This is a genomic window from Pseudomonas sp. EA_65y_Pfl2_P78 (genome assembly GCF_963970495.1).
Classification (GTDB): domain Bacteria; phylum Pseudomonadota; class Gammaproteobacteria; order Pseudomonadales; family Pseudomonadaceae; genus Aquipseudomonas; species Aquipseudomonas baetica_A.
Map to the genome: position 1 here is coordinate 43,010 of NZ_CAXAON010000009.1, position 19,191 is coordinate 62,200.

A 19,191-nucleotide genomic window follows, 5' to 3' on the forward strand; every position below is an offset into this window, starting at 1 on the left:
TGTTTGGTATTGATTCATAAATTTAAACTTCGAAATTGTGAATGATTGGCTGCTCTTTGTGAGCGGTTTCTTGATGATTTTTAGTTGTTTTTATCTGCGAGGTATCTGGTATTTTTATCGTGCATGAAAGAGTTGCAGATGATCTTAAGTGCATGCTTTCCGTTTTATAAGATGTTTTGGTTGTGTTGTTTATATAGCGTCGTACATAAGGATATGTACTTGTCTGATACCGGGCGCGGCAGTTACACAGTCAACAAGCAATCATGCAGCACGCTACTCGGTTACCGATGTCGGTCACTGATAAAACCTATTCAAGGACGAATAATTCATGGTACGAAAACCGCCTTCCAAAGGCCCTGCCTCTGTCGATGGGCACACAGGGCCCACGCCACCGTCGGGCGCTGTCTCGCCGCCTCGCGATACGCTACACCGCTTCGATTTCCTTTCTCCTGACATCGCGCCAGCGCGAAATCTGCGCGGTGACGGCACCGCCGCCGGCGTGACGCCTGATACATCTTTGCCAGCATCCACGGTCACGATCAGCGCGGTCACCCCCCCTCCCGACTTCGCTCGGGCGGTGACTCGAAACACTTTGCCAGATTACGCGCTCAGGGCGTCGGTCCAACTGCCGGAGGCCGACGCGCACGGTTTACGGTCAGTCAAGGGACGTGGTTATGCCGAAGTGTCGGGCGGAGATATCGTGCCTGTCGCAACGGATCCGCAAACCGGTCTGTACCGGGCACGACTGGAAAGCGAACGGTTTGCGTCGGGGCCTGCGCTGGAGCGTGATCCTGTCAGTGGGCAATGGGCCGAGCTGAGTGAATTCGGATCGGGTGCCAGCCGATCCGCCAGCCCTCGGATATTCGCATCTGACAAAACCGTGCAACTGAAACTGTCGGCCGCGCACGAAGTGGAATTCAACGGCGCCAAATACTTCGCCGCCCGGTCACCTGACGCGGGAGACGGGCAGCATTACCTGCTGCGGGTACGCGACCCTCAAAAACCGTCCGAGCTGCTCAGCAGCGGGATCATTGCCACTCCCGATGCGGCGGGTACCTGGCATCGTCGAGGTCGCAAGGGCGGAATGAAGGCCGGGCATTCCGATGAAGAGTTCGAATTGGCGCTGGAATCATTGCCGACGCGATCGGATTCTCCCGATGATGTTTTTGAACTGGCGTCGGAGTCGATGCCGATCAAGCCTTATACCCCTGAAGAACTCAGCAGCATGCGCCACTACGTGCGTTATTCGGGCGAGAACAACAAGCTGGGCTCATACAACCGTGCCAACAATGGTAAATATCCGATCAGGGGAATTGATGGCAAACCGATGTATGTCAGAAGCATTGAGCCAGAAGCGTCCATGGCCAGTGGAAACAGATACACCTCGGAGCAGGTTCTGCCCTACCTGAAGGCGGGTGGTTTTGAACAGGTTGCCAGGTTGTATGAGGAAAAACTGCAGTTACGGACCTTTACTGAAGCAGACATTATCGTTCCCGGCGAAAAGGCTCTGATCGGACAATCGATGGTGGTGGCGAACCGGCGCATCAGCAAAGGGGAAATCATTGGGGTATATGGTGGAGATCTTGTACCTGCCGCTCGCCTGTCACTGGCCGAACAAACATTTGCCATGTACGCAACTACCGGCACTTTTATAGAGGATGGCAGGCCACGGGAATTTTCAATCGTTGTGGTGGGCGACAATATTGTTTCCAGAATCAACACCAACTTCGTATTTAACGCGGCCGGCCGGCCACTGCGACAATCGCCGGGAGGGTATAACGTTGAAACCGTTGCTTTTCGCGTTGACGCCGAAGACCGATCCGGGGGAGAGGTGGTTCGCAGAGGATTAGAGCTGAGTACTGTTTTTGCAACCACGGATATTCCGGCGGGTAAGGAACTAAGGTTGAATTATCACTACTCTCGCGAGATGGTCGCTTTGTTGTTTCCGGCTCCATGATGGAATGTTTGTAATCTCATTGCCGATACAACACTGAGCGGGGCGGATTCAAGAGCGTGGCTGATCTGTGGGTGAGTCATCAGTCCCGCCGTAAATCGGGACACCGTCACCTATGCAGGGATCTCGAGTACGGACACGAGTGTCCGTACTCGGGACGCGGGCTCTAAAACAGAAAGTAGCGTTGAGCCATCGGCAGCGTTTCCGCCGGTTCACACCACAGCAGCACACCGTCAGCCTTGACTTGATACGTCTGCGGATCGACATCGATGTTCGGCAGGTAATCGTTGTGGATCAGGTCGGTTTTCTGCACCTCGCGGCAACCTTTGACCACGGCGATCTTCTTCTTCAAACCCAATGCTTGGGGCAAACCGGCCTCCTGCGCGGCCTGGCTGATGAAGGTCAGGCTGGTGGCGTGCAGCGAGCCACCATAACTGGCAAACATCGGGCGGTAGTGCACCGGTTGCGGGGTCGGGATCGAGGCGTTGGCATCGCCCATCAGGCTGGCAGCAATCGCGCCGCCCTTGAGAATCAGCGTCGGTTTGACACCAAAAAACGCCGGACGCCAAAGCACCAGATCGGCCCACTTGCCGACTTCGATCGAACCGACTTCATGGCTGATGCCATGGGTGATCGCCGGGTTGATGGTGTATTTGGCGATGTAGCGTTTGGCGCGGAAGTTGTCGTTGCCTTCGCCATCCTGCGGCAACGGGCCGCGCTGCTTTTTCATCTTGTCGGCGGTTTGCCAGGTGCGGGTGATGACTTCGCCAACACGGCCCATGGCCTGGCTGTCGGAGCTGATCATCGAGAAGGCGCCGAGGTCGTGGAGGATGTCTTCGGCGGCAATCGTCTCGCGGCGGATGCGGCTTTCAGCGAACGCGACGTCTTCGGCGATGCTCGGGTCGAGGTGGTGGCAGACCATCAGCATGTCCAGGTGTTCGTCGATGGTGTTGCGGGTGAACGGCCGGGTCGGGTTGGTCGAACTCGGCAGCACGTTGGCAAACCCGCAGGCCTTGATGATGTCCGGCGCGTGGCCGCCACCGGCACCCTCGGTGTGATAGGTGTGGATGGTGCGGCCCTTGAACGCGCCGAGGGTGGTTTCGACGAAGCCGGATTCGTTGAGGGTGTCGGTGTGGATCGCCACCTGCACATCGTATTGATCGGCAACGCTCAGGCAGTTGTCGATGCTCGCCGGGGTGGTGCCCCAGTCTTCGTGCAGCTTGAGGCCAATGGCGCCGGCCTTGACCTGTTCGATCAACGGCTCCGGCAGGCTGGCGTTGCCCTTGCCGGTGAGTCCGATGTTCATCGCGAAGGCGTCGGCGGCCTGGAGCATGCGCGCCAGATGCCACGGGCCGGAAGTGCAGGTCGTCGCGTTGGTGCCGGTGGCCGGTCCCGTGCCGCCGCCGATCATGGTGGTGACGCCGCTCATCAGCGCCTCTTCGATCTGCTGCGGGCAGATGAAGTGGATGTGCGTGTCAATGCCGCCGGCGGTGAGGATCATGCCTTCGCCAGCGATCACTTCGGTGCCGGCGCCAATGGCCATGGTCACGTTGGGTTGCACGTCCTGGTTGCCGGCCTTGCCGATGGCGGCGATGCGGCCGTCCTTGAGGCCGACGTCGGCTTTGACGATGCCCCAGTGATCAACGATCAGTGCGTTGGTGATCACGGTGTCGACCACCTCGGCGGCCAGCAACTGGCTCTGTCCCTGGCCGTCGCGGATGACTTTGCCGCCGCCGAATTTCACTTCTTCGCCGTAGGTGGTGAAGTCTTTTTCGACCTCGATCCACAGCTCGGTGTCGGCCAGGCGCACCTTGTCGCCGACGGTGGGGCCGAACATGTCGGCGTAGGCTTGACGGGAGATCTTCATTCGTTCGCCTTGAAATTCAGTTGAGTTTGAGACTGTTCGCTGCGCTCACAGATTCGCGAGCGAGCCCGCTCCCACAAGGGAACGCGGTCCAAATGTGGGAGCGGGCTTGCTCGCGAAGGGGCCAGAGCAGACACCGCATTACTTAGAGATCACCCATCACCCGTCCGGCAAAACCGAACACCCGGCGATGCCCGGCGTAATCCACCAGCTCAACCTCGCGACTCTGTCCCGGCTCGAAGCGCACCGCCGTGCCGGCCGGAATATTCAGGCGCATGCCACGGCTGGCCGCTCGATCAAAGGTCAGGGCGTCATTGGTTTCGAAAAAGTGATAGTGCGAGCCGACCTGAATCGGCCGGTCGCCGCTGTTGGCGACTTTCAGGCTGACCGTGCGGCGGCCGACGTTGAGTTCGATGTCGCCGGGCTGGATCTGGTATTCACCGGGAATCATCACTGGGCTCCTTGCAGAATCTTGTAGTAGAGGGCGGTTGGCCGGTAGGTGCCGTGCGGGTCACAGGCGTAGTCGGGGATTTCACCTGCGCGGATGTAGCCAAGCGCCCTGTAGAAGTCTTCGGCTGGAGAGCCGGCTTCGGTGTCGAGGTAAAGCATGCCGCGTTTGTGTCTTGGGGCTTCAAGCTCCAGGGCGCTCATCAATTGCTGGCCAAGGCCACGCCGACGGGCGTGTTCGCGCACGAGCAGCTTCTGCACTTCGGCGCGATTGAGGCCGTTGGCCTTCTGGCACAGTCCCAGTTGCACGCTGGCCTGCACTTGCTCGTCCTTGACCACCACCCAGAGCAACACGCTGCCTTTGTTGATGTTGTCCTGAACCTCATCGAAATAGGCGCGAGCCTGAGCCGCATCGAGGTCGGCCATGAATCCGACACTGGCGCCATAACCCACTGCATCGAGCAGCAGATCGATCAGGCCCTGACGATAGTGGGCAAAGCTTTCAGCATTGACGCGGCGCAGTTGGGCGGCGTTCATCGATGTCACTCCTTGTTGGCGTCAGGCGGCTGCGCGCCAGGGTTGAGGGTGAGCTGCATGAAAGTCAGGTCGAGCCAGCGACCGAACTTGGTGCCGACTTGCGGCATCTGGCCTGTGGTGATGAAACCGGCGCGTTCATGCAGAGCAATCGAGGCAGCGTTGCCAGTTTCGATGGCGGCGACCATGACGTGTTTGCCACAGGCCCGGGCCCGCTCGATCAGCACGCTCATCAGTTGCGGGCCGAGGCCGTTGCCGCGTTGGTCGCTGCGCACATAAACCGAGTGCTCGACGGTATGACGAAAACCGTCGAATGGCCGCCAGTCACCAAAAGAAGCGTAGCCGAGCACCGCGTTGTCGGCGTCGACGATCACCAGAATCGGATAAGCCTGGGCCTGACGGGCGCTGAACCATGCCTGACGGTTGCCGAGGTCGACGGGCGCGTCGTTCCAGATCGCCGCGGTGTTGAGCACCGCGTCGTTGTAAATGTCGCGGATCGCCGGCAGGTCGGCATGCAGCGCATCGCGAATGCTGTAAGTCATGGCCCGGCCTCAGACGATCGGTTGGTGAACAGTGACCAGTTTGGTGCCGTCGGGGAACGTCGCTTCGACCTGGATCTCGGGGATCATCTCCGGGATGCCTTCCATCACTTGTTCGCGGGTCAGCAGGGTGGTGCCGTAGTGCATCAGCTCGGCCACGGTCTGGCCGTCACGGGCGCCTTCGAGCAGCGCGGCGCAGATGTAGGCCATGGCTTCGGGGTAGTTGAGCTTCACACCGCGCGCCAAACGCCGCTCGGCGACGAGGCCGGCGGTGAAGATCAACAGCTTGTCTTTTTCGCGTGGGGTCAGGTCCATTGTGGATATCCATCAGGGCAGATTGAAAAGTTGTCATGCATTTCAGGTGTTCCAGATTCTTGGGGGCAGGGCGTCGCGGCCTAGCAGGGCGGGGCGCAGCAAGCGCCACAAGTCGATCAGCCAGGCGCGGGCCAGCAGTGCCTCGCTCGCCAGGCAACGGGCAACCAGCAATCCCGGCAACTGCGTCAGATCCCCGCGCACGTCATGGCCCAGCGAGCGGCAGTGTTCCAGCCGTTCGGCATCAATCTCACCGGTCACCAGCAACGTGGCAAACACCGGTTGGCCGTCCAGCCCTATCGGCGAATCGAGCAAACCGTCATCGCCGACAATGCGCTGGCGCTCATGCCAGAGCAATCGACCGTCGCGACGAATATCCAGGTGCGATTGAAAATGCCCGAGGTCGAAACGCTCGCCGCTGGCCGGACGACCCAGCGCCACCACGTCCCAGTAGAACAGCCGCGCATCCCCCTCAAGCTCAATCGAGGTGGTCAGCTCGGCCTGTGCTGCGCTGTAGACGATGGTTTCCTGTGGCAGCCATTCCAGCGTTGCTCCGGCAGCGACTTTCAAGTCGAGCTTTTGAAAGGCCGGGCCCGCGGCGCGATACCACTTGGCCGCGCCGGGGCTGGTGATCTGCGCCCAGGCGTGTGGTTCGACGCGGGCGCTGATGTCCAGCCGATCACCGCCGGCAATGCCACCCGGCGGATGGACGATGATGTGCTGGCAGACCTCGGGGCCTTCTGCATACAGATGCTTCTGCACCCGCAGCGGGCCGAGGTGCCGGCGCTGAACCGGGCGCGTGCAGTCGCCGAAGCGGGCGTACGCCAACTCCAGCTCGGCATGCCAGCTCGGGGTAAACAGGGCAGTCGTTAAAGGTAAATTCATGTTTTCTGATTATCGTCAGGACGCTACAGGTTAGATCGTAACCAGTCCGCGCACACCCTCGGCTTCCATGTTTTCTCCGCGTCCCTGCTGGACAATTTCGCCCCGGGACATCACCAGGTACTGATCGGCCAGTTCAGCGGCGAAATCGTAGAACTGCTCCACCAGCAGAATCGCCATGTCGCCTCGGGCGGCGAGCTTTTTGATCACCGCGCCAATCTCCTTGATCACCGACGGCTGAATACCTTCGGTGGGCTCGTCGAGGATCAGCAAACGCGGGCGGCTGGCCAGGGCTCGACCAATGGCCAACTGTTGTTGCTGACCACCGGACAAGTCGCCGCCGCGCCGCTGCTTCATTTGTAGCAGCACCGGGAACAATTCGTAGATGAAACCTGGCACCTCTTTGGCTTCGCTGCCGGGAAATCGCGACAGCCCCATCAGCAGGTTTTCTTCCACCGTCAGGCGGCCGAAGATTTCCCGGCCCTGCGGCACATAAGCGATCCCGGCGTGCACCCGCTGATGCGGCTTGAACGTGGTGATCGGTTTGCCTTCCCAATTCACTGCGCCTTCCTTGGCCGGCAACAGACCCATCAGGCATTTGAGCAGGGTGGTCTTGCCCACGCCGTTGCGCCCGAGCAGGCAGGTGACTTCCCCGACCTTCACGTCAAAGCTCAGGCCGCGCAGGATGTGGCTACCGCCGTAGTACTGGTGCAGCTTGTCGACTTGCAGCATGTTCAGAGTCTCCTCAAATCCCCTTGTGGGAGCGGGTGTTTGCAGTTCAGCGGCCCAGGTAGACCTCGATCACTCGCTCGTTTTCCTGCACCTGCTCAAGCGACCCTTCGGCCAGCACGCTGCCCTGGTGCAACACCGTGACGTGATCGGCAATCGAGCCGACAAAGCCCATGTCGTGTTCCACCACCATCAGCGAATGCTTGCCTGCCAGCGACTTGAACAGCTCGGCGGTGAATTCGGTTTCAGCGTCGGTCATGCCCGCGACCGGTTCGTCGAGCAGCAGCAATTGCGGGTCCTGCATCAGCAACATGCCGATTTCCAGAAACTGCTTCTGGCCATGAGAGAGCAAGCCCGCAGGGCGATTGACCGAGGCGGTCAGGCGAATGGTCTCCAGCACTTCGCTGATGCGATCCTTCTGCTCGCCACTGAGGCGCGCACGCAAACTGGCCCACACCGACTTGTCGGTTTTTTGCGCCAGTTCGAGGTTTTCGAACACGCTCAGCGCTTCGAACACCGTCGGCTTCTGGAACTTGCGGCCGATGCCGGCCTGGGCGATCTGCACTTCGCTCATCTGCGTCAGGTCCAGGGTTTCGCCGAACCAGGCCTTGCCGTGGCTGGGGCGCGTCTTGCCGGTGATCACGTCCATCAGCGTGGTCTTGCCCGCGCCGTTGGGGCCGATAATGCAGCGTAATTCGCCGACGCCGATGTACAGGTTGAGGTTGTTCAGCGCCCGGAAGCCATCGAAGCTGACGCTGATCTCTTCCAGGGTCAGGATCGTCCCGTGACGCGTGTCGAGCCCTGGGCCAACGCGCTGGCCAAGGCCGATCGAGTCGCGGCTGGTGCCCTCATCCTTGTTGGGCTCCACGGGAAAAAAGGCCGGTTCGAGCATGAATTCAGCACTTGCCGTGACTCTCATTGTTCACCTCGTTTCTTCAGCAGACCAATCACGCCTTTGGGCAAATACAGGGTCACGATGATGAACAGCGCACCGAGGAAGAACAGCCAGTACTCGGGGAACGCCACGGTGAACCAGCTCTTCATGCCGTTGACCACGCCGGCGCCAAGCAACGGCCCGATCAACGTGCCGCGCCCGCCGAGGGCGACCCAGACCGCCGCTTCGATGGAGTTGGTCGGCGACATTTCGCTTGGGTTGATGATCCCCACCTGTGGCACGTAGAGCGCACCGGCCAAGCCACACAACACCGCGCTCAACACCCAGACAAACAGCTTGAAGCCACGCGGGTCGTAACCGCAGAACATCAGACGGTTTTCCGCATCGCGCAGCGCCGTCAGCACTCGGCCGAACTTGCTTTGCGCCAGACGCCAGCCGATAAACAGACTCGCCACCAGCAGCAACACCGTCGCCAGAAACAGCACCGCACGTGTGCCCGGTTCCGTGATGCCGAAACCGAGAATCGTGCGGAAATTGGTGAAGCCGTTGTTGCCGCCAAACCCGGTCTCGTTACGGAAAAACAGGAGCATGCCGGCGAAGGTCAGGGCCTGGGTCATGATCGAGAAATACACGCCCTTGATCCGCGAACGGAAGGCGAAGAAGCCGAACACCAGTGCCAGCAACCCCGGCGCCAGCACCACCAGGCACAGGGCCCAGACAAAGCTGCTGGTGCCGGCCCAGTACCACGGCAATTCGGTCCACGACAGGAAGGTCATGAACGCTGGCAAATCATCACCGGCGGCCTGACGCATCAGGTACATGCCCATCGCATAACCGCCGAGGGCGAAGAACAAGCCGTGGCCGAGGGACAGCAGACCGGCGTAACCCCAGACCAGATCCAGCGCCAGCGCGACGATGGCGTAGCAGAGGATTTTGCCGACCAGCGTCAGGGTGTACGCCGAGACATGCAGCGCGTTTTCCGGCGACAACAGCGACAGCAAAGGCATTGCGATCAGTAGCGCGAGGATCACCGCGCCAACGGCAATCGTGATTTTCGGGCCAGCCTTTTGCGTGGCCGTGACTAATAGAGGCTGGTTCATCAGTCGATCACCCGTCCTTTGAGTGCGAAGAGGCCTTGCGGACGTTTCTGAATGAACAGAATGATCAGCGCGAGGATCAGGATCTTGCCGAGCACCGCACCGATCTGCGGTTCGAGAATCTTGTTGGTGATACCGAGGCCGAACGCCGCCAGCACGCTACCGGCCAATTGGCCGACGCCGCCGAGCACCACCACCAGAAATGAGTCGATGATGTAGCTTTGGCCGAGGTCCGGGCCGACGTTGCCAATCTGGCTCAGCGCCACACCGCCGAGGCCGGCGATACCGGAACCGAGACCGAAAGCGAGCATGTCGACGCGTCCGGTCGGCACGCCGCAGCAGGCGGCCATGTTGCGGTTCTGGGTGACCGCGCGCACGTTGAGGCCCAGGCGCGTCTTGTTCAGCAGCAGCCAAGTCAGCACCACCACAAACAGCGCGAAGGCGATGATGACGATGCGGTTGTACGGCAGCACCAGATTCGGCAGCACCTGAATGCCACCAGACAGCCATGCCGGGTTGGCCACTTCAACGTTTTGTGCGCCGAACAGTAAACGCACAAGCTGAATCAGCATCAGGCTGATGCCCCAGGTGGCGAGCAGGGTTTCCAGCGGTCGGCCATACAAGTGGCGAATCACCGTGCGCTCCAGCGCCATGCCGATGGCGGCGGTGACGAAGAACGCCACCGGCAGGGCGATCAGCGGATAGAACTCGATGGCCTGTGGGGCGTAGCGCTGGAACATCAGTTGCACCACGTAGGTCGAGTAGGCGCCCAGCATCAGCATTTCGCCGTGGGCCATGTTGATCACGCCCAGCAGACCGAAGGTAATCGCCAGGCCCAGTGCCGCGAGCAGCAGGATCGAGCCGAGTGACATGCCGCTGAACGCCTGGCCGAGTATTTCGCCGATCAACAGTTTGCGTTTCACCTGAGCGAGGCTGGTTTGGGCGGCAGTGCGCACGCCGGCATCGGTTTCGACACCGGGTTCAAGCAAGCCTTCAAGACGAGTGCGAGCCAGCGGATCGCCGGTTTTACCGAGCAAGCGCACGGCGGCCAGCCGCACGGCCGGGTCAGTGTCGACCAGTTGCAGATTGGCCAGGGCCAGACTCAGGGCGGCGTGGACGCTTTCATCTGTTTCGCCAGCCAGTTGCTGGTCGAGGAATTTGAGCTGCGCGGGTTTAGCGCTTTTCTGCAATTGCTGCGCGCCAGCCAGACGGATTTTGGCGTCGGCGGCGAGCAATTGGTGGCTGGCCAGAGCGGTGTCGATCAGCCCCCGCAGGCGGTTGTTCAGGCGCAGGGTTTTGGCTTGGCCGTCGACGGTCAGTTCGCCTTGTTGCAGGGCGTTGATCAGCTCGATACGGGCCGGTTCGGGCTGCGCGGCCCATTCTTGCAGCAGTTTGGCCTGTTGCATGGGGTTGGCGGCGACGAAGTCTTCGGCGTCGCCGGCATGGGCGGCCATCGGCAGCAGGAGCGCGATGGCGAGCAATAGACGGTAAAGGGCAGTCAGCATGTCATTGGCCTTACGCGGACAATGTGGGAGCGGGCTTGCTCGCGAATACGATGGGTCAGTCACATTGATGTTGGATGTGCCGCCGTCTTCGCGAGCAAGCCCGCTCCCACAGGGAATTGCATCAGGTCCGGGTTTTGTACTCGGGCCCTGACACCCAGTGGCTCAGTTGCTCTTCACCGCATAATCCGGCTTCTTGTCGTTGCCCTCGATAAACGGGCTCCACGGCTGCGCACGGATCGGGCCTTCGGTCTGCCAGACCACGTTGAACTGACCGTCGCTCTGGATCTCGCCGATCATCACCGGTTTGTGCAGGTGGTGATTGGTCTTGTCCATGGTCAGGGTGTAGCCCGACGGTGCGGCAAAAGTCTGGCCGGCGAGGGCTTCGCGGACTTTGTCGACGTCGGTGGACTTGGCTTTCTCCACGGCCTGAGCCCACATGTGGATGCCGACGTAGGTGGCTTCCATCGGGTCATTGGTCACCGCTTTGTCGGCGCCCGGCAGGTTGTGTTTCTTCGCGTAGGCTTTCCAGTCCGCGACGAACTTCTTGTTCACCGGGTTCTCCACCGACTCGAAGTAGTTCCATGCCGCGAGGTTGCCCACCAACGGTTTGGTGTCGATGCCGCGCAACTCTTCTTCGCCCACCGAGAAAGCCACCACCGGTACGTCGGTGGCTTTCAGGCCCTGGTTGGCCAGCTCTTTATAGAACGGCACGTTGGAGTCGCCGTTGACCGTGGAAATCACCGCAGTCTTGCCACCGGCCGAGAATTTTTTGATGTTGGCAACGATGGTTTGATAGTCGCTATGACCGAACGGCGTGTAGACCTCTTCGATGTCCTTGTCGGCCACGCCTTTGGAATGCAGGAACGAACGCAGGATCTTGTTGGTGGTGCGCGGGTAGACGTAGTCGGTGCCAAGCAGGAAGAAACGCTTGGCGCTGCCGCCTTCTTCGCTCATCAGGTATTCAACCGCCGGGATCGCTTGCTGGTTGGGCGCAGCGCCGGTGTAGAACACGTTCGGCGACATCTCTTCGCCTTCGTATTGCACCGGGTAGAACAGCAGACCGTTGAGTTCTTCGAACACCGGCAGCACCGATTTACGCGACACCGAGGTCCAGCAGCCGAACACCACGGCAACCTTGTCCTGGGTCAGCAACTGCCGGCCCTTTTCGGCGAACAACGGCCAGTTCGACGCCGGGTCGACGACAACGGGCTCGAGCATCTTGCCATTGACGCCGCCCTTGGCGTTGATCTCGTCGATGGTCATCAGCGCCATGTCTTTGAGCGATGTTTCGGAGATCGCCATGGTGCCGGACAACGAATGCAGAATCCCGACCTTGATGGTCTCGGCGGCCTGGACAGTCCAGGTCATGCCCATCGCGGCAATGGATGCCGTGAGTGTGAAAGCCTTGATCAAACTGCGACGCTTCATTGTGCGATCTCCATGAACGTTAAAGTTTTTTATGGTTGGCAGATGCGGACGACTGAAGGGTGTTTTGCAAGGGCTGTGCCCGGTCGGGGATGGGCAGGAAAATGTCGGTTTAGAGCGCTTGCGCGTGGGTTGGGTGCACCATGAAGGAACGCTCGTGGAGCGTTGGTGCAGGCGGCCGCGCCAGATTGGGGCGCGATCTGGTGGTAAACAAAAATCAAATGTGGGAGCGGCTTGCTCGCGAAAGCGGTCTGTCAGTCAATGCATAAGGTGACTGGCACGACGCCTTCGCGAGCAAGTCCGCTCCCACAGTTTTGAAAGGTGGAGAGTCAGCGACGGCGCATCAGACCGATGAAGAACAGCCCGCCAATGGCAGCGGTCGCGACGCCGATGGGCAGGTCTTCGGGGGCGATCATTGTGCGCGCGGCCACATCGACCCAGATCAGAAACACACTGCCGAGCAACATGCACACCGGCAGCAAGCGCCGATGTTCGGCGCCGACCAGACGCCGCGCAATGTGCGGCACCATCAGCCCGACAAACCCGATGGAGCCGCTGATCGACACCAGCACCCCGGTCATCAACGAGGCGATGACAAACACCCGCAAGCGTACCGAGCGAGCATTCAGGCCGAGGGTCACGGCGGTCTGCTCGCCCGCCATCAACGCGTTCAATGGCCGCGCCATGCCCAGCAGCAAAAACAATCCGAGCAATACGCTGGCCGCGGGCACCGCGAGCAACTCCCAGCGCGCCAGCCCGAGTCCGCCGAGCATCCAGAACATCACCGCTGAACTGGCGCGGTGATCGCCCATGAACAGCAGCAGATTGGCGATCGCCATCATCACGAACGACACCGCCACACCGCACAGCAGCAAGCGATCGCTGTCGAGCCGGCCATGGCGACTGGCAATCGCCACCACCACGAGCATGCTCAGCAACGCGCCAATGAACGCCGCAATCGGCAAGGTCAGCAGGCCGATGATTTCACCGACGTGCAGCACCACAATCACTGCGCCCAACGTCGCTCCGGATGTCACACCGAGCAGATGCGGATCGGCCAGAGGGTTGCGCGTCACCGCTTGCAGCACCGCGCCGATCAGTGCGAGGCCGGCACCGACCAGCGCCCCGAGCAACATGCGCGGCACGCGGATCAGCCAGACGATATGTTCCTGCCCGGCGCTCCAGTTCAGCTCGCCGAAACCGAGCGTCTTGTGCAGGATAATCCGCCACACCACGTCCACCGGCACCCGCGCCGGGCCGAAGCCGAGCGACACCACACACGACACCAGCAACAGGGCGCCGAAGGCCATCAGCAACAGGGCGTAGCGACGGTTGATCATTCGCCGTGGAAACCTTTGGCCAGTGTTTCAACAGCCAGCACGTTGTCGATTCCCGGTGTGGCCTGCACATACGGAATGACGATAAAGCGCTGGTTCTTGATCGCGTCCACCGATTGCAGGGCCTTGTTCTTCAGCAGGAATGCGATCTTTTGATCGGCGGTGATTTCGCTGTAGTCGACGATCACGATGACCTGCGGATTGTGCTCGACCACGGTCTCCCAGTTGACCCGCGTCCAGCTCGCTTCGACGTCATCGAGAATGTTGCGCCCGCCGGCGGCATCAATCAGCGCTTGCGGCATGCCGAGACGGCCGGACGTCATGGCGCGGTCTTCGCCGCTGTCGTAGAGGAACACTCGCGGCTTGTCGGCGGGCAGGCCTTTGCGCACGTCGGCGACTTGCGCCTGCATCCGGGCGATCAGCGCATTGGCGCGATCCTGCACGTCGAAGATTTTGCCGAGGTTGCGCAGGTCGTTATAGGTGTCGTCCAGCGTCGCCGCCGGGCGCTTCATCACGAACGCGCAGGACTCGGTCAGCTCATACACATTGATGCCCAGCGGTTGCAGGGTTTGCGGCGTGAGATCGCCGCCCACGCGCATGCCGTAATCCCAGCCGGCGAAGAAGAAATCGACGTTGGCGTTGAGCAGGGTTTCCACCGACGGATATTTCGCGGCCAGCTCCGGCAAACCGTCGAGCAGTGACTGCATCTGGGGCGTCACTGACTTCCAGCCACTGACGCCGCTGTAACCGGCCATCCTCGGTTTGAGGCCAAGGGCGAGCATCATCTGGGTCATGTTGATGTCGTGGCTGACCGCGTGTTTTGGCGCTTCCTTGAACGTCACTTCGCGGTTGCAGCTTTGAACGGTCAGCGGGTATTTCGTGGCCTCGGCCAAGGCTTGGGCACTGCACAGCACAAGAGCGACGCAAAGCAGGGAACGCACAGTCATGGTCGGGTTATCCAGGTGATTCGCGGGTAGTCGTGAAGGGGGTGAGAGTCGATCAATGCCTCGACGCCGAAGACGTCACGCAGCAGTTGGGTGGTGAGGACTTCTTGCGGTGTGCCACTGGCGACGATGCGGCCGTGGTTGATCACGTACAGTCGATCGCAGAACGCGGCGGCCAGGTTCAGGTCGTGGATGCTGGCGAGGGTGCCGATCTGCAGGCGCTTGACTCGTTGCAGCAGCTCAAGCTGATAACGCGGGTCGAGGTGGTTGGTCGGCTCGTCGAGGATCAGCAGTTGCGGTTGCTGAGTCAGGGCGCGGGCAAGGATTACCCGCTGTTTTTCACCGCCCGATAGCGTGGCGAAAGCGTGGTCTTCGAAGCCGTCGAGACCGACGGACTTGAGCGCTTGAGTCGCCAGGTTGCGATCTTCCTGCGTGTCGCCATCGAACAGGCCTTTGTGCGGCGTGCGGCCCATGGCGACCACTTCTTCGACGGTCAGGCCAAAGGCATCGGGGAATTCCTGCAAGACCACGGCGATGCGTTTTGCGCACCAGCGCGAGGATTGCTTCCACACGTTGTGGTGATCGAGTCTGACCTCACCGCTTTCCGGCTGACTGAATCGATAGGCGCACCGCAGCAGGCTGGTTTTGCCACTGCCGTTAGGGCCGATCAGCCCGACGAACTCACCGGCGGCCACTCGCAAGGAGGCGTCACGCAGCTGGAACTGGTGATGGCAGTGGCCGTGGCCCAGGGGTGTCCAGGCGAGGTTGGCGATTGTCAGTGAGGTCATCGTCTACTCTGAAATATCGGGTGCTGCTGATGACGCCTTCGCGAGCAAACCCGCTCCCACAGTGGAACGTATTTCAATGTGGGAGCGGGCTTGCTCGCGAAGGGGCCGGTGAATCAAAAGGTGTAATCAGCAGTGACAAAGAACGACCTCGGCTCGCCGAGTATCCACTGCTGGCCCTCATTGTATTGGCTTTGTGCGTACTGGCGGTCAAACAGATTGTTCACCTGCAAGCCCAGCGTGGTGTTGCGCAAGGCTTTCCACGACAGGGTCGCATCCACCACGGTGTAACTCGGCAGCTTATTGCGGTTGGCCATATCGGCGTAGCGCGCATCGACATAACGCACACCCGCACCGGCCTGCAGGTCATCGCTGATGCTTTTGTTCAGCCACAGATTGGCGGTACGACGTGGTACATCCAGCGGACGGTTGCCGTTGTACGACAGGGTCTGCCCGTTCACCGCTTCGGAAAAATCGTCGTACTTGGCCTTCACAATCGCCGCGTTGGCTTGCAGTTGCCAGGCGTGCGGCAATTGCAGGTCAAGGCTGGCTTCCAGGCCATTGGACGATTGCTGGCCGACTTGCTGCTTGAGCGTCGGGTTGCCCGGATCGTCGGTCAGCAGCTTCTTCTTGACGATGCGATAAGCCGCCAGCGTGAACTCGCCGCGCTGATCCCAGAACAATTGTTTCAGGCCGATTTCCGTCTGCCGGGCAGTCGATAGATCGTATTGCTGCTGGCTCGGGCTCAGGGAAATCAGCCCGCCGACGCCATCGGTGCTGGTCGCGACCTGGCCATAGAACGAAGTCTGCGGCGTCAGCGCAAACACCAGCCCGGCCTTCCAGTTGTTGCCGGTCAGGGTCTTGTCGCTCTGGCTAATGTCGACCAGATTGTTGCGATCCACGTGCACGTAGTCGCGGCGCACGCCGGTCACCAGCGACCAGCGCTCGCTCAGTTGCGTAAGGTTCTCGGCAAACACCGACATCTGTTTGGTGGTGCTGTCGAACTGATCCCGGTACGGGTTGGCGCTTTCGAAGTAGCCCGGTTGCGGGTGATACAGATCCAGCGCCTGGCCTTTGGGCAGCACGTCGTTGAACGGCGAGTTGCTGTCGAGCTGGAAGCGGATGCGGTTGTAATCGACGCCGGTCACGGTCTGGCTGTCGAGGCCGAACAGCGAGTGCTTGAAGGTGAAGGTCTGACGGTCGCCGACCTGCTCCTGTCGGTGGCCGATGCCGAAATAGCCACTGCGGCTGAGTTGTTGGGTGGCGGTGTCGAAGTTGTAGTTCTCGGCGTTCTGCCAGCGGCGCTGGGCCTTGAGGTAATACAGCTCGTTGCTGGCGCTGACCGCGTCGTTGATCTGCCAATCCGTGGTCAGGCGGGTCCACTGATCGTTGTAGTGCTGCTGGTCGTCGCGCACGTTGTAGTTCTTGTAGCGCAGGCTGTCGTGCAACCGGCCATTGATCAGCGGCGTGCCAAAGTAGTTTTGCGGGTGCTGGTCGCCGTAATCGTGGGCGAGGGTGAAGGCCAGATCATCGGTGGCCTGCCAGCGCAGGGCAGCGCTGATGAAATCGCTGGACGAGTCGCCGCGATCAATCCAGCCGTTGCTGCGCAAGCGATTGAGATTGAGGCGATAGCTCAGGGTGTCGGTCAGCGAACCGCCGCTGTCGAAGGCCTGCTGCTGGCTGTCGTAGGAGCCATAGCCGACGCGCACATGGTTTTCGATTTCACCTTCGAACGGCTTCTTCGGGGTCACGTTGACCACCGCGCCGGTCGCGCCTTCGCCGTACAACACCGAGGCCGGGCCGCGCAGCACATCGACGCGTTCCACCGACCAGGTGTCGACCGGAAAGGTCACTGTGCCCATGCCGCTGTACATTCGATTGCCGTCATACAACTGCATCACCGAACTCTGCCCGGTAAACCCGCGTGCCTGCAACGAGGTGCCGCCATCGCCTGGCGTACCGGTGCGGCTGATGCCGGTGCTGCGCGACACGGCGTCCTGCACGCTGCGATCGCCCCGGGCGCGAACCTGTTCGCCGCTGAGGCTTTGGACGCTGGCAGGGGTTTGCATGGCGTTGAGATTCAGGCGCGAGCCGGCGGTGGTCGGCGTGTTGAGGCTGACGCTTGCGTCGTCGATGACCGGTGCGCTGATGGTGCCGGTGGGCAGTGTCAGCGCCTGGTTGTCGGCATGGGCGTTGTTCAGGCCGAACAGACAGAGGCTGGACAAGAGGTACTTGTTCATCGGGGTGGTGAATCACTTCTTCAAAAGAAAGCCCGCAACTTTTGGTTGCGGGCAGAGCGGCGCATTTGCGTTATACAGTAACACTAAAAAAGGCCGGAGTTTAAGCCCCAGCAGTTTATAGATCTGTCTAAACCGCGCATCTCGCCTGCTTCACGATGAAGTTGAGGCAGATTCAGCTTGGCGGCCCAGGCGCGACAACAGCAGGCGATCCAGCAACCACACCACCACCAACGAAGCGCCCACCAGCGGGAAAATCACCGCCAGCGCGAGCATGATCACCACCCCGGTTTTCCATTTCGGCAAATCATGACGCAGCGGTGGCACACCCAACTTGCCCTGTGGCCGACGTTTCCACCAGATCACCACACCACTGACGGCGCTGAGCAAAATCATCAGGCAGATCAGTAGCACGACGATCTGATTGAAAGTGCCGAACATTTTGCCTTCGTGGAGCATCACGCCGATTTCGGTGGCGCGGGCCACCGCGCCGTACTGCTCGAAACGCACATCGGCGAGGACCTTGCCGGTGTACTGATCGACATGCAGGGTGGCGTCGTTGCGAGGGTCGTCGGCGAACACGGCGATGGTGAATACGCCGGTCGCGGTGGTTGGCAGGGTGATGCTGTAACCCGGCTCGACCTTACGTTGGTTGGCGATGTCCTGCACCGCTTGCAGGCTGATGGCAGGCGCCGCGGGGCCCGCGTGGGCGTCACCGTGGGCCATGTGCTCGGCGTGGTCGCCGGACATCGGCATCGGCGTGTTTTCCATCGCCCATGGCACGGTCTGGCGGGTGGCGCTGTTAAGGCTGCGGGCCTCGACGTCAGAGGTCGGCACGTTGTCCCACATGGCGGCCGGGAACACGTTCCACACCTGTGCGTATTGTTTGCCCCAGAAGCCGGTCCAGGTCATGCCACTGAGCAGCATCACCAGCAACAGGGTCGCGCCCCAGAACCCGGTGACGGCGTGCAGGTCACGCCACAACACGCGGCCGCGACTGTTCAAGCGCGGCCAGAGAATCCCCGCTGCCTGACCGCGCGGCCACCACAGGAAAAGCCCCGACACCACCAGCACCACGCCCCATCCGGCGGCCATTTCGATGAGACGGTCACCGACAGTGCCGATCATCAATTCGCCATGGATCGCCCGGGCGATGGCTTGCAGGTTCTGCTTGGCATCCTGCTCGCCGAGGATGTCGCCGTGGTACGGGTCGACGAACACATTCAGTTCGTGCCCGGCGTTCTTGACGACAAATTGCGCACTGCGCTCGGCGTTCAACGGTGGCAGGTATTGCGTGACCTGGCCTTGTGGGTAGGCGCTTTTCACCCGTTGTAGCAAGTCGTCGGCCGCAACAGTGTGGTGTCCGGCCGGGACGTTGAGCAGGCTGCTGTACATCAGCAAATCGAGCTGCGGTTTGAACAGGTAAACGATGCCGGTCAGGGCCAGCATCACCATGAAGGGCGCGACGAACAGACCGGCATAGAAATGCCAACGCCAGGCCAGGTTGTAGAAATTCGGTTTGGGCTTTTGCATCACGTTTGCTCCGCTTGGCTTGGATCTTTTAGTTGTTCTGCATTGGGTGGAACACCGCATTACCCCTGTGGCAGCGGGCTTGCTCGCGAAGATGGCGGCACAGCCAACATTGCTGGCGCCTGATACACCGCTTTCGCGAGCAAGCCCGCCCCCACAGGGGAGGGGGGGCAGC

17 protein-coding genes are annotated in these 19,191 nt (G+C 60.8%); 1 reads left to right on the forward strand and 16 read right to left on the reverse strand.

What is annotated here, in order from left to right; all coding sequences use genetic code 11:
- Positions 1-328 precede the first annotated feature (328 nt).
- A complete protein-coding gene (locus tag AACY02_RS10145; RefSeq protein ID WP_339431813.1) occupies positions 329-1,957 on the forward strand; it encodes a hypothetical protein in 1,629 nt (542 codons plus the stop codon).
- 163 nt (positions 1,958-2,120) lie between these two features.
- Here the strand turns inward: AACY02_RS10145 and ureC are convergent, their stop codons facing one another.
- The 16 genes from ureC to AACY02_RS10225 all read right to left on the reverse strand — a co-directional run bounded on the left by ureC (position 2,121) and on the right by AACY02_RS10225 (position 19,019).
- The gene (gene ureC, locus AACY02_RS10150) at positions 2,121-3,821 is read right to left on the reverse strand and encodes an urease subunit alpha (protein ID WP_339431814.1); all 1,701 of its coding nucleotides are present in this window, start codon (positions 3,819-3,821) and stop codon (positions 2,121-2,123) included.
- Positions 3,822-3,963: 142 nt separating this feature from the next.
- The gene (locus tag AACY02_RS10155; protein WP_007915947.1) at positions 3,964-4,269 is read right to left on the reverse strand and encodes an urease subunit beta; all 306 of its coding nucleotides are present in this window, start codon (positions 4,267-4,269) and stop codon (positions 3,964-3,966) included.
- On the reverse strand, positions 4,269-4,802 hold the full coding sequence (locus AACY02_RS10160; protein ID WP_339431815.1) for a GNAT family N-acetyltransferase: 534 nt from the start codon (positions 4,800-4,802) through the stop codon (positions 4,269-4,271). The genes AACY02_RS10155 and AACY02_RS10160 overlap by 1 nt, the downstream gene beginning before the upstream one ends.
- A 5-nt stretch (positions 4,803-4,807) precedes the next feature.
- Positions 4,808-5,341, reverse strand: coding sequence for a GNAT family N-acetyltransferase (locus AACY02_RS10165; protein WP_339431816.1), 534 nt, complete (start codon positions 5,339-5,341; stop codon positions 4,808-4,810).
- A 9-nt stretch (positions 5,342-5,350) separates the two neighbouring features.
- Positions 5,351-5,653: an urease subunit gamma gene (ureA, locus tag AACY02_RS10170; RefSeq protein ID WP_339431817.1), complete on the reverse strand. Its 303-nt coding sequence runs from the start codon at positions 5,651-5,653 to the stop codon at positions 5,351-5,353.
- A gap of 42 nt (positions 5,654-5,695) precedes the next feature.
- A complete protein-coding gene (locus AACY02_RS10175) occupies positions 5,696-6,535 on the reverse strand; it encodes an urease accessory protein UreD (protein ID WP_339431818.1) in 840 nt (279 codons plus the stop codon).
- Between the two features lie 30 nt (positions 6,536-6,565).
- Entirely contained in the window at positions 6,566-7,264 is a 699-nt protein-coding gene (gene urtE, locus AACY02_RS10180) for an urea ABC transporter ATP-binding subunit UrtE (RefSeq protein ID WP_103306101.1), read from the reverse strand.
- 46 nt (positions 7,265-7,310) lie between these two features.
- A complete protein-coding gene (gene urtD, locus AACY02_RS10185) occupies positions 7,311-8,180 on the reverse strand; it encodes an urea ABC transporter ATP-binding protein UrtD (RefSeq protein ID WP_401159194.1) in 870 nt (289 codons plus the stop codon).
- Positions 8,177-9,256 (reverse strand): urea ABC transporter permease subunit UrtC, encoded by a 1,080-nt coding sequence (gene urtC / locus AACY02_RS10190; protein ID WP_339431819.1) that lies wholly within the window; start codon positions 9,254-9,256, stop codon positions 8,177-8,179. The genes urtD and urtC overlap by 4 nt, the downstream gene beginning before the upstream one ends.
- A complete protein-coding gene (urtB, locus tag AACY02_RS10195) occupies positions 9,256-10,758 on the reverse strand; it encodes an urea ABC transporter permease subunit UrtB (protein WP_339431820.1) in 1,503 nt (500 codons plus the stop codon). Before urtB ends, urtC begins: the two co-directional genes overlap by 1 nt.
- 162 nt (positions 10,759-10,920) lie before the next feature.
- Positions 10,921-12,186 carry an urea ABC transporter substrate-binding protein gene (gene urtA, locus AACY02_RS10200; RefSeq protein WP_339431821.1) on the reverse strand — a complete coding sequence of 422 codons (1,266 nt, stop codon included), beginning with the start codon at positions 12,184-12,186 and terminating at the stop codon, positions 10,921-10,923.
- 326 nt (positions 12,187-12,512) lie between these two features.
- Complete coding sequence (locus tag AACY02_RS10205; RefSeq protein WP_339431822.1) at positions 12,513-13,523, reverse strand: FecCD family ABC transporter permease; 1,011 nt, start codon at positions 13,521-13,523, stop codon at positions 12,513-12,515.
- On the reverse strand, positions 13,520-14,467 hold the full coding sequence (locus tag AACY02_RS10210) for an ABC transporter substrate-binding protein (RefSeq protein WP_339431823.1): 948 nt from the start codon (positions 14,465-14,467) through the stop codon (positions 13,520-13,522). The genes AACY02_RS10205 and AACY02_RS10210 overlap by 4 nt, the downstream gene beginning before the upstream one ends.
- Positions 14,464-15,252, reverse strand: a complete 789-nt coding sequence (locus AACY02_RS10215; protein ID WP_339431824.1) for an ABC transporter ATP-binding protein — start codon at positions 15,250-15,252, stop codon at positions 14,464-14,466. The genes AACY02_RS10210 and AACY02_RS10215 overlap by 4 nt, the downstream gene beginning before the upstream one ends.
- Positions 15,253-15,365: 113 nt before the next feature.
- Entirely contained in the window at positions 15,366-17,489 is a 2,124-nt protein-coding gene (locus AACY02_RS10220) for a TonB-dependent receptor (RefSeq protein ID WP_339431825.1), read from the reverse strand.
- 150 nt (positions 17,490-17,639) lie between these two features.
- Positions 17,640-19,019 (reverse strand): PepSY-associated TM helix domain-containing protein, encoded by a 1,380-nt coding sequence (locus AACY02_RS10225; RefSeq protein WP_339431826.1) that lies wholly within the window; start codon positions 19,017-19,019, stop codon positions 17,640-17,642.
- Between the last annotated feature and the right edge of the window lie 172 nt (positions 19,020-19,191).

What these genes read in the sequence shown, in the direction of transcription:
- AACY02_RS10145 (WP_339431813.1), top strand. Translation starts at nt 329, where the DNA reads ATGGTACGAAAACCGCCTTCCAAAGGCCCTGCCTCTGTCGATGGGCAC.
- ureC (WP_339431814.1), bottom strand. Translation starts at nt 3,821, where the DNA reads ATGAAGATCTCCCGTCAAGCCTACGCCGACATGTTCGGCCCCACCGTC.
- AACY02_RS10155 (WP_007915947.1), bottom strand. Translation starts at nt 4,269, where the DNA reads ATGATTCCCGGTGAATACCAGATCCAGCCCGGCGACATCGAACTCAAC.
- AACY02_RS10160 (WP_339431815.1), bottom strand. Translation starts at nt 4,802, where the DNA reads ATGAACGCCGCCCAACTGCGCCGCGTCAATGCTGAAAGCTTTGCCCAC.
- AACY02_RS10165 (WP_339431816.1), bottom strand. Translation starts at nt 5,341, where the DNA reads ATGACTTACAGCATTCGCGATGCGCTGCATGCCGACCTGCCGGCGATC.
- ureA (WP_339431817.1), bottom strand. Translation starts at nt 5,653, where the DNA reads ATGGACCTGACCCCACGCGAAAAAGACAAGCTGTTGATCTTCACCGCC.
- AACY02_RS10175 (WP_339431818.1), bottom strand. Translation starts at nt 6,535, where the DNA reads ATGAATTTACCTTTAACGACTGCCCTGTTTACCCCGAGCTGGCATGCC.
- urtE (WP_103306101.1), bottom strand. Translation starts at nt 7,264, where the DNA reads ATGCTGCAAGTCGACAAGCTGCACCAGTACTACGGCGGTAGCCACATC.
- urtD (WP_401159194.1), bottom strand. Translation starts at nt 8,180, where the DNA reads ATGAGAGTCACGGCAAGTGCTGAATTCATGCTCGAACCGGCCTTTTTT.
- urtC (WP_339431819.1), bottom strand. Translation starts at nt 9,256, where the DNA reads ATGAACCAGCCTCTATTAGTCACGGCCACGCAAAAGGCTGGCCCGAAA.
- urtB (WP_339431820.1), bottom strand. Translation starts at nt 10,758, where the DNA reads ATGCTGACTGCCCTTTACCGTCTATTGCTCGCCATCGCGCTCCTGCTG.
- urtA (WP_339431821.1), bottom strand. Translation starts at nt 12,186, where the DNA reads ATGAAGCGTCGCAGTTTGATCAAGGCTTTCACACTCACGGCATCCATT.
- AACY02_RS10205 (WP_339431822.1), bottom strand. Translation starts at nt 13,523, where the DNA reads ATGATCAACCGTCGCTACGCCCTGTTGCTGATGGCCTTCGGCGCCCTG.
- AACY02_RS10210 (WP_339431823.1), bottom strand. Translation starts at nt 14,467, where the DNA reads ATGACTGTGCGTTCCCTGCTTTGCGTCGCTCTTGTGCTGTGCAGTGCC.
- AACY02_RS10215 (WP_339431824.1), bottom strand. Translation starts at nt 15,252, where the DNA reads ATGACCTCACTGACAATCGCCAACCTCGCCTGGACACCCCTGGGCCAC.
- AACY02_RS10220 (WP_339431825.1), bottom strand. Translation starts at nt 17,489, where the DNA reads ATGAACAAGTACCTCTTGTCCAGCCTCTGTCTGTTCGGCCTGAACAAC.
- AACY02_RS10225 (WP_339431826.1), bottom strand. Translation starts at nt 19,019, where the DNA reads ATGCAAAAGCCCAAACCGAATTTCTACAACCTGGCCTGGCGTTGGCAT.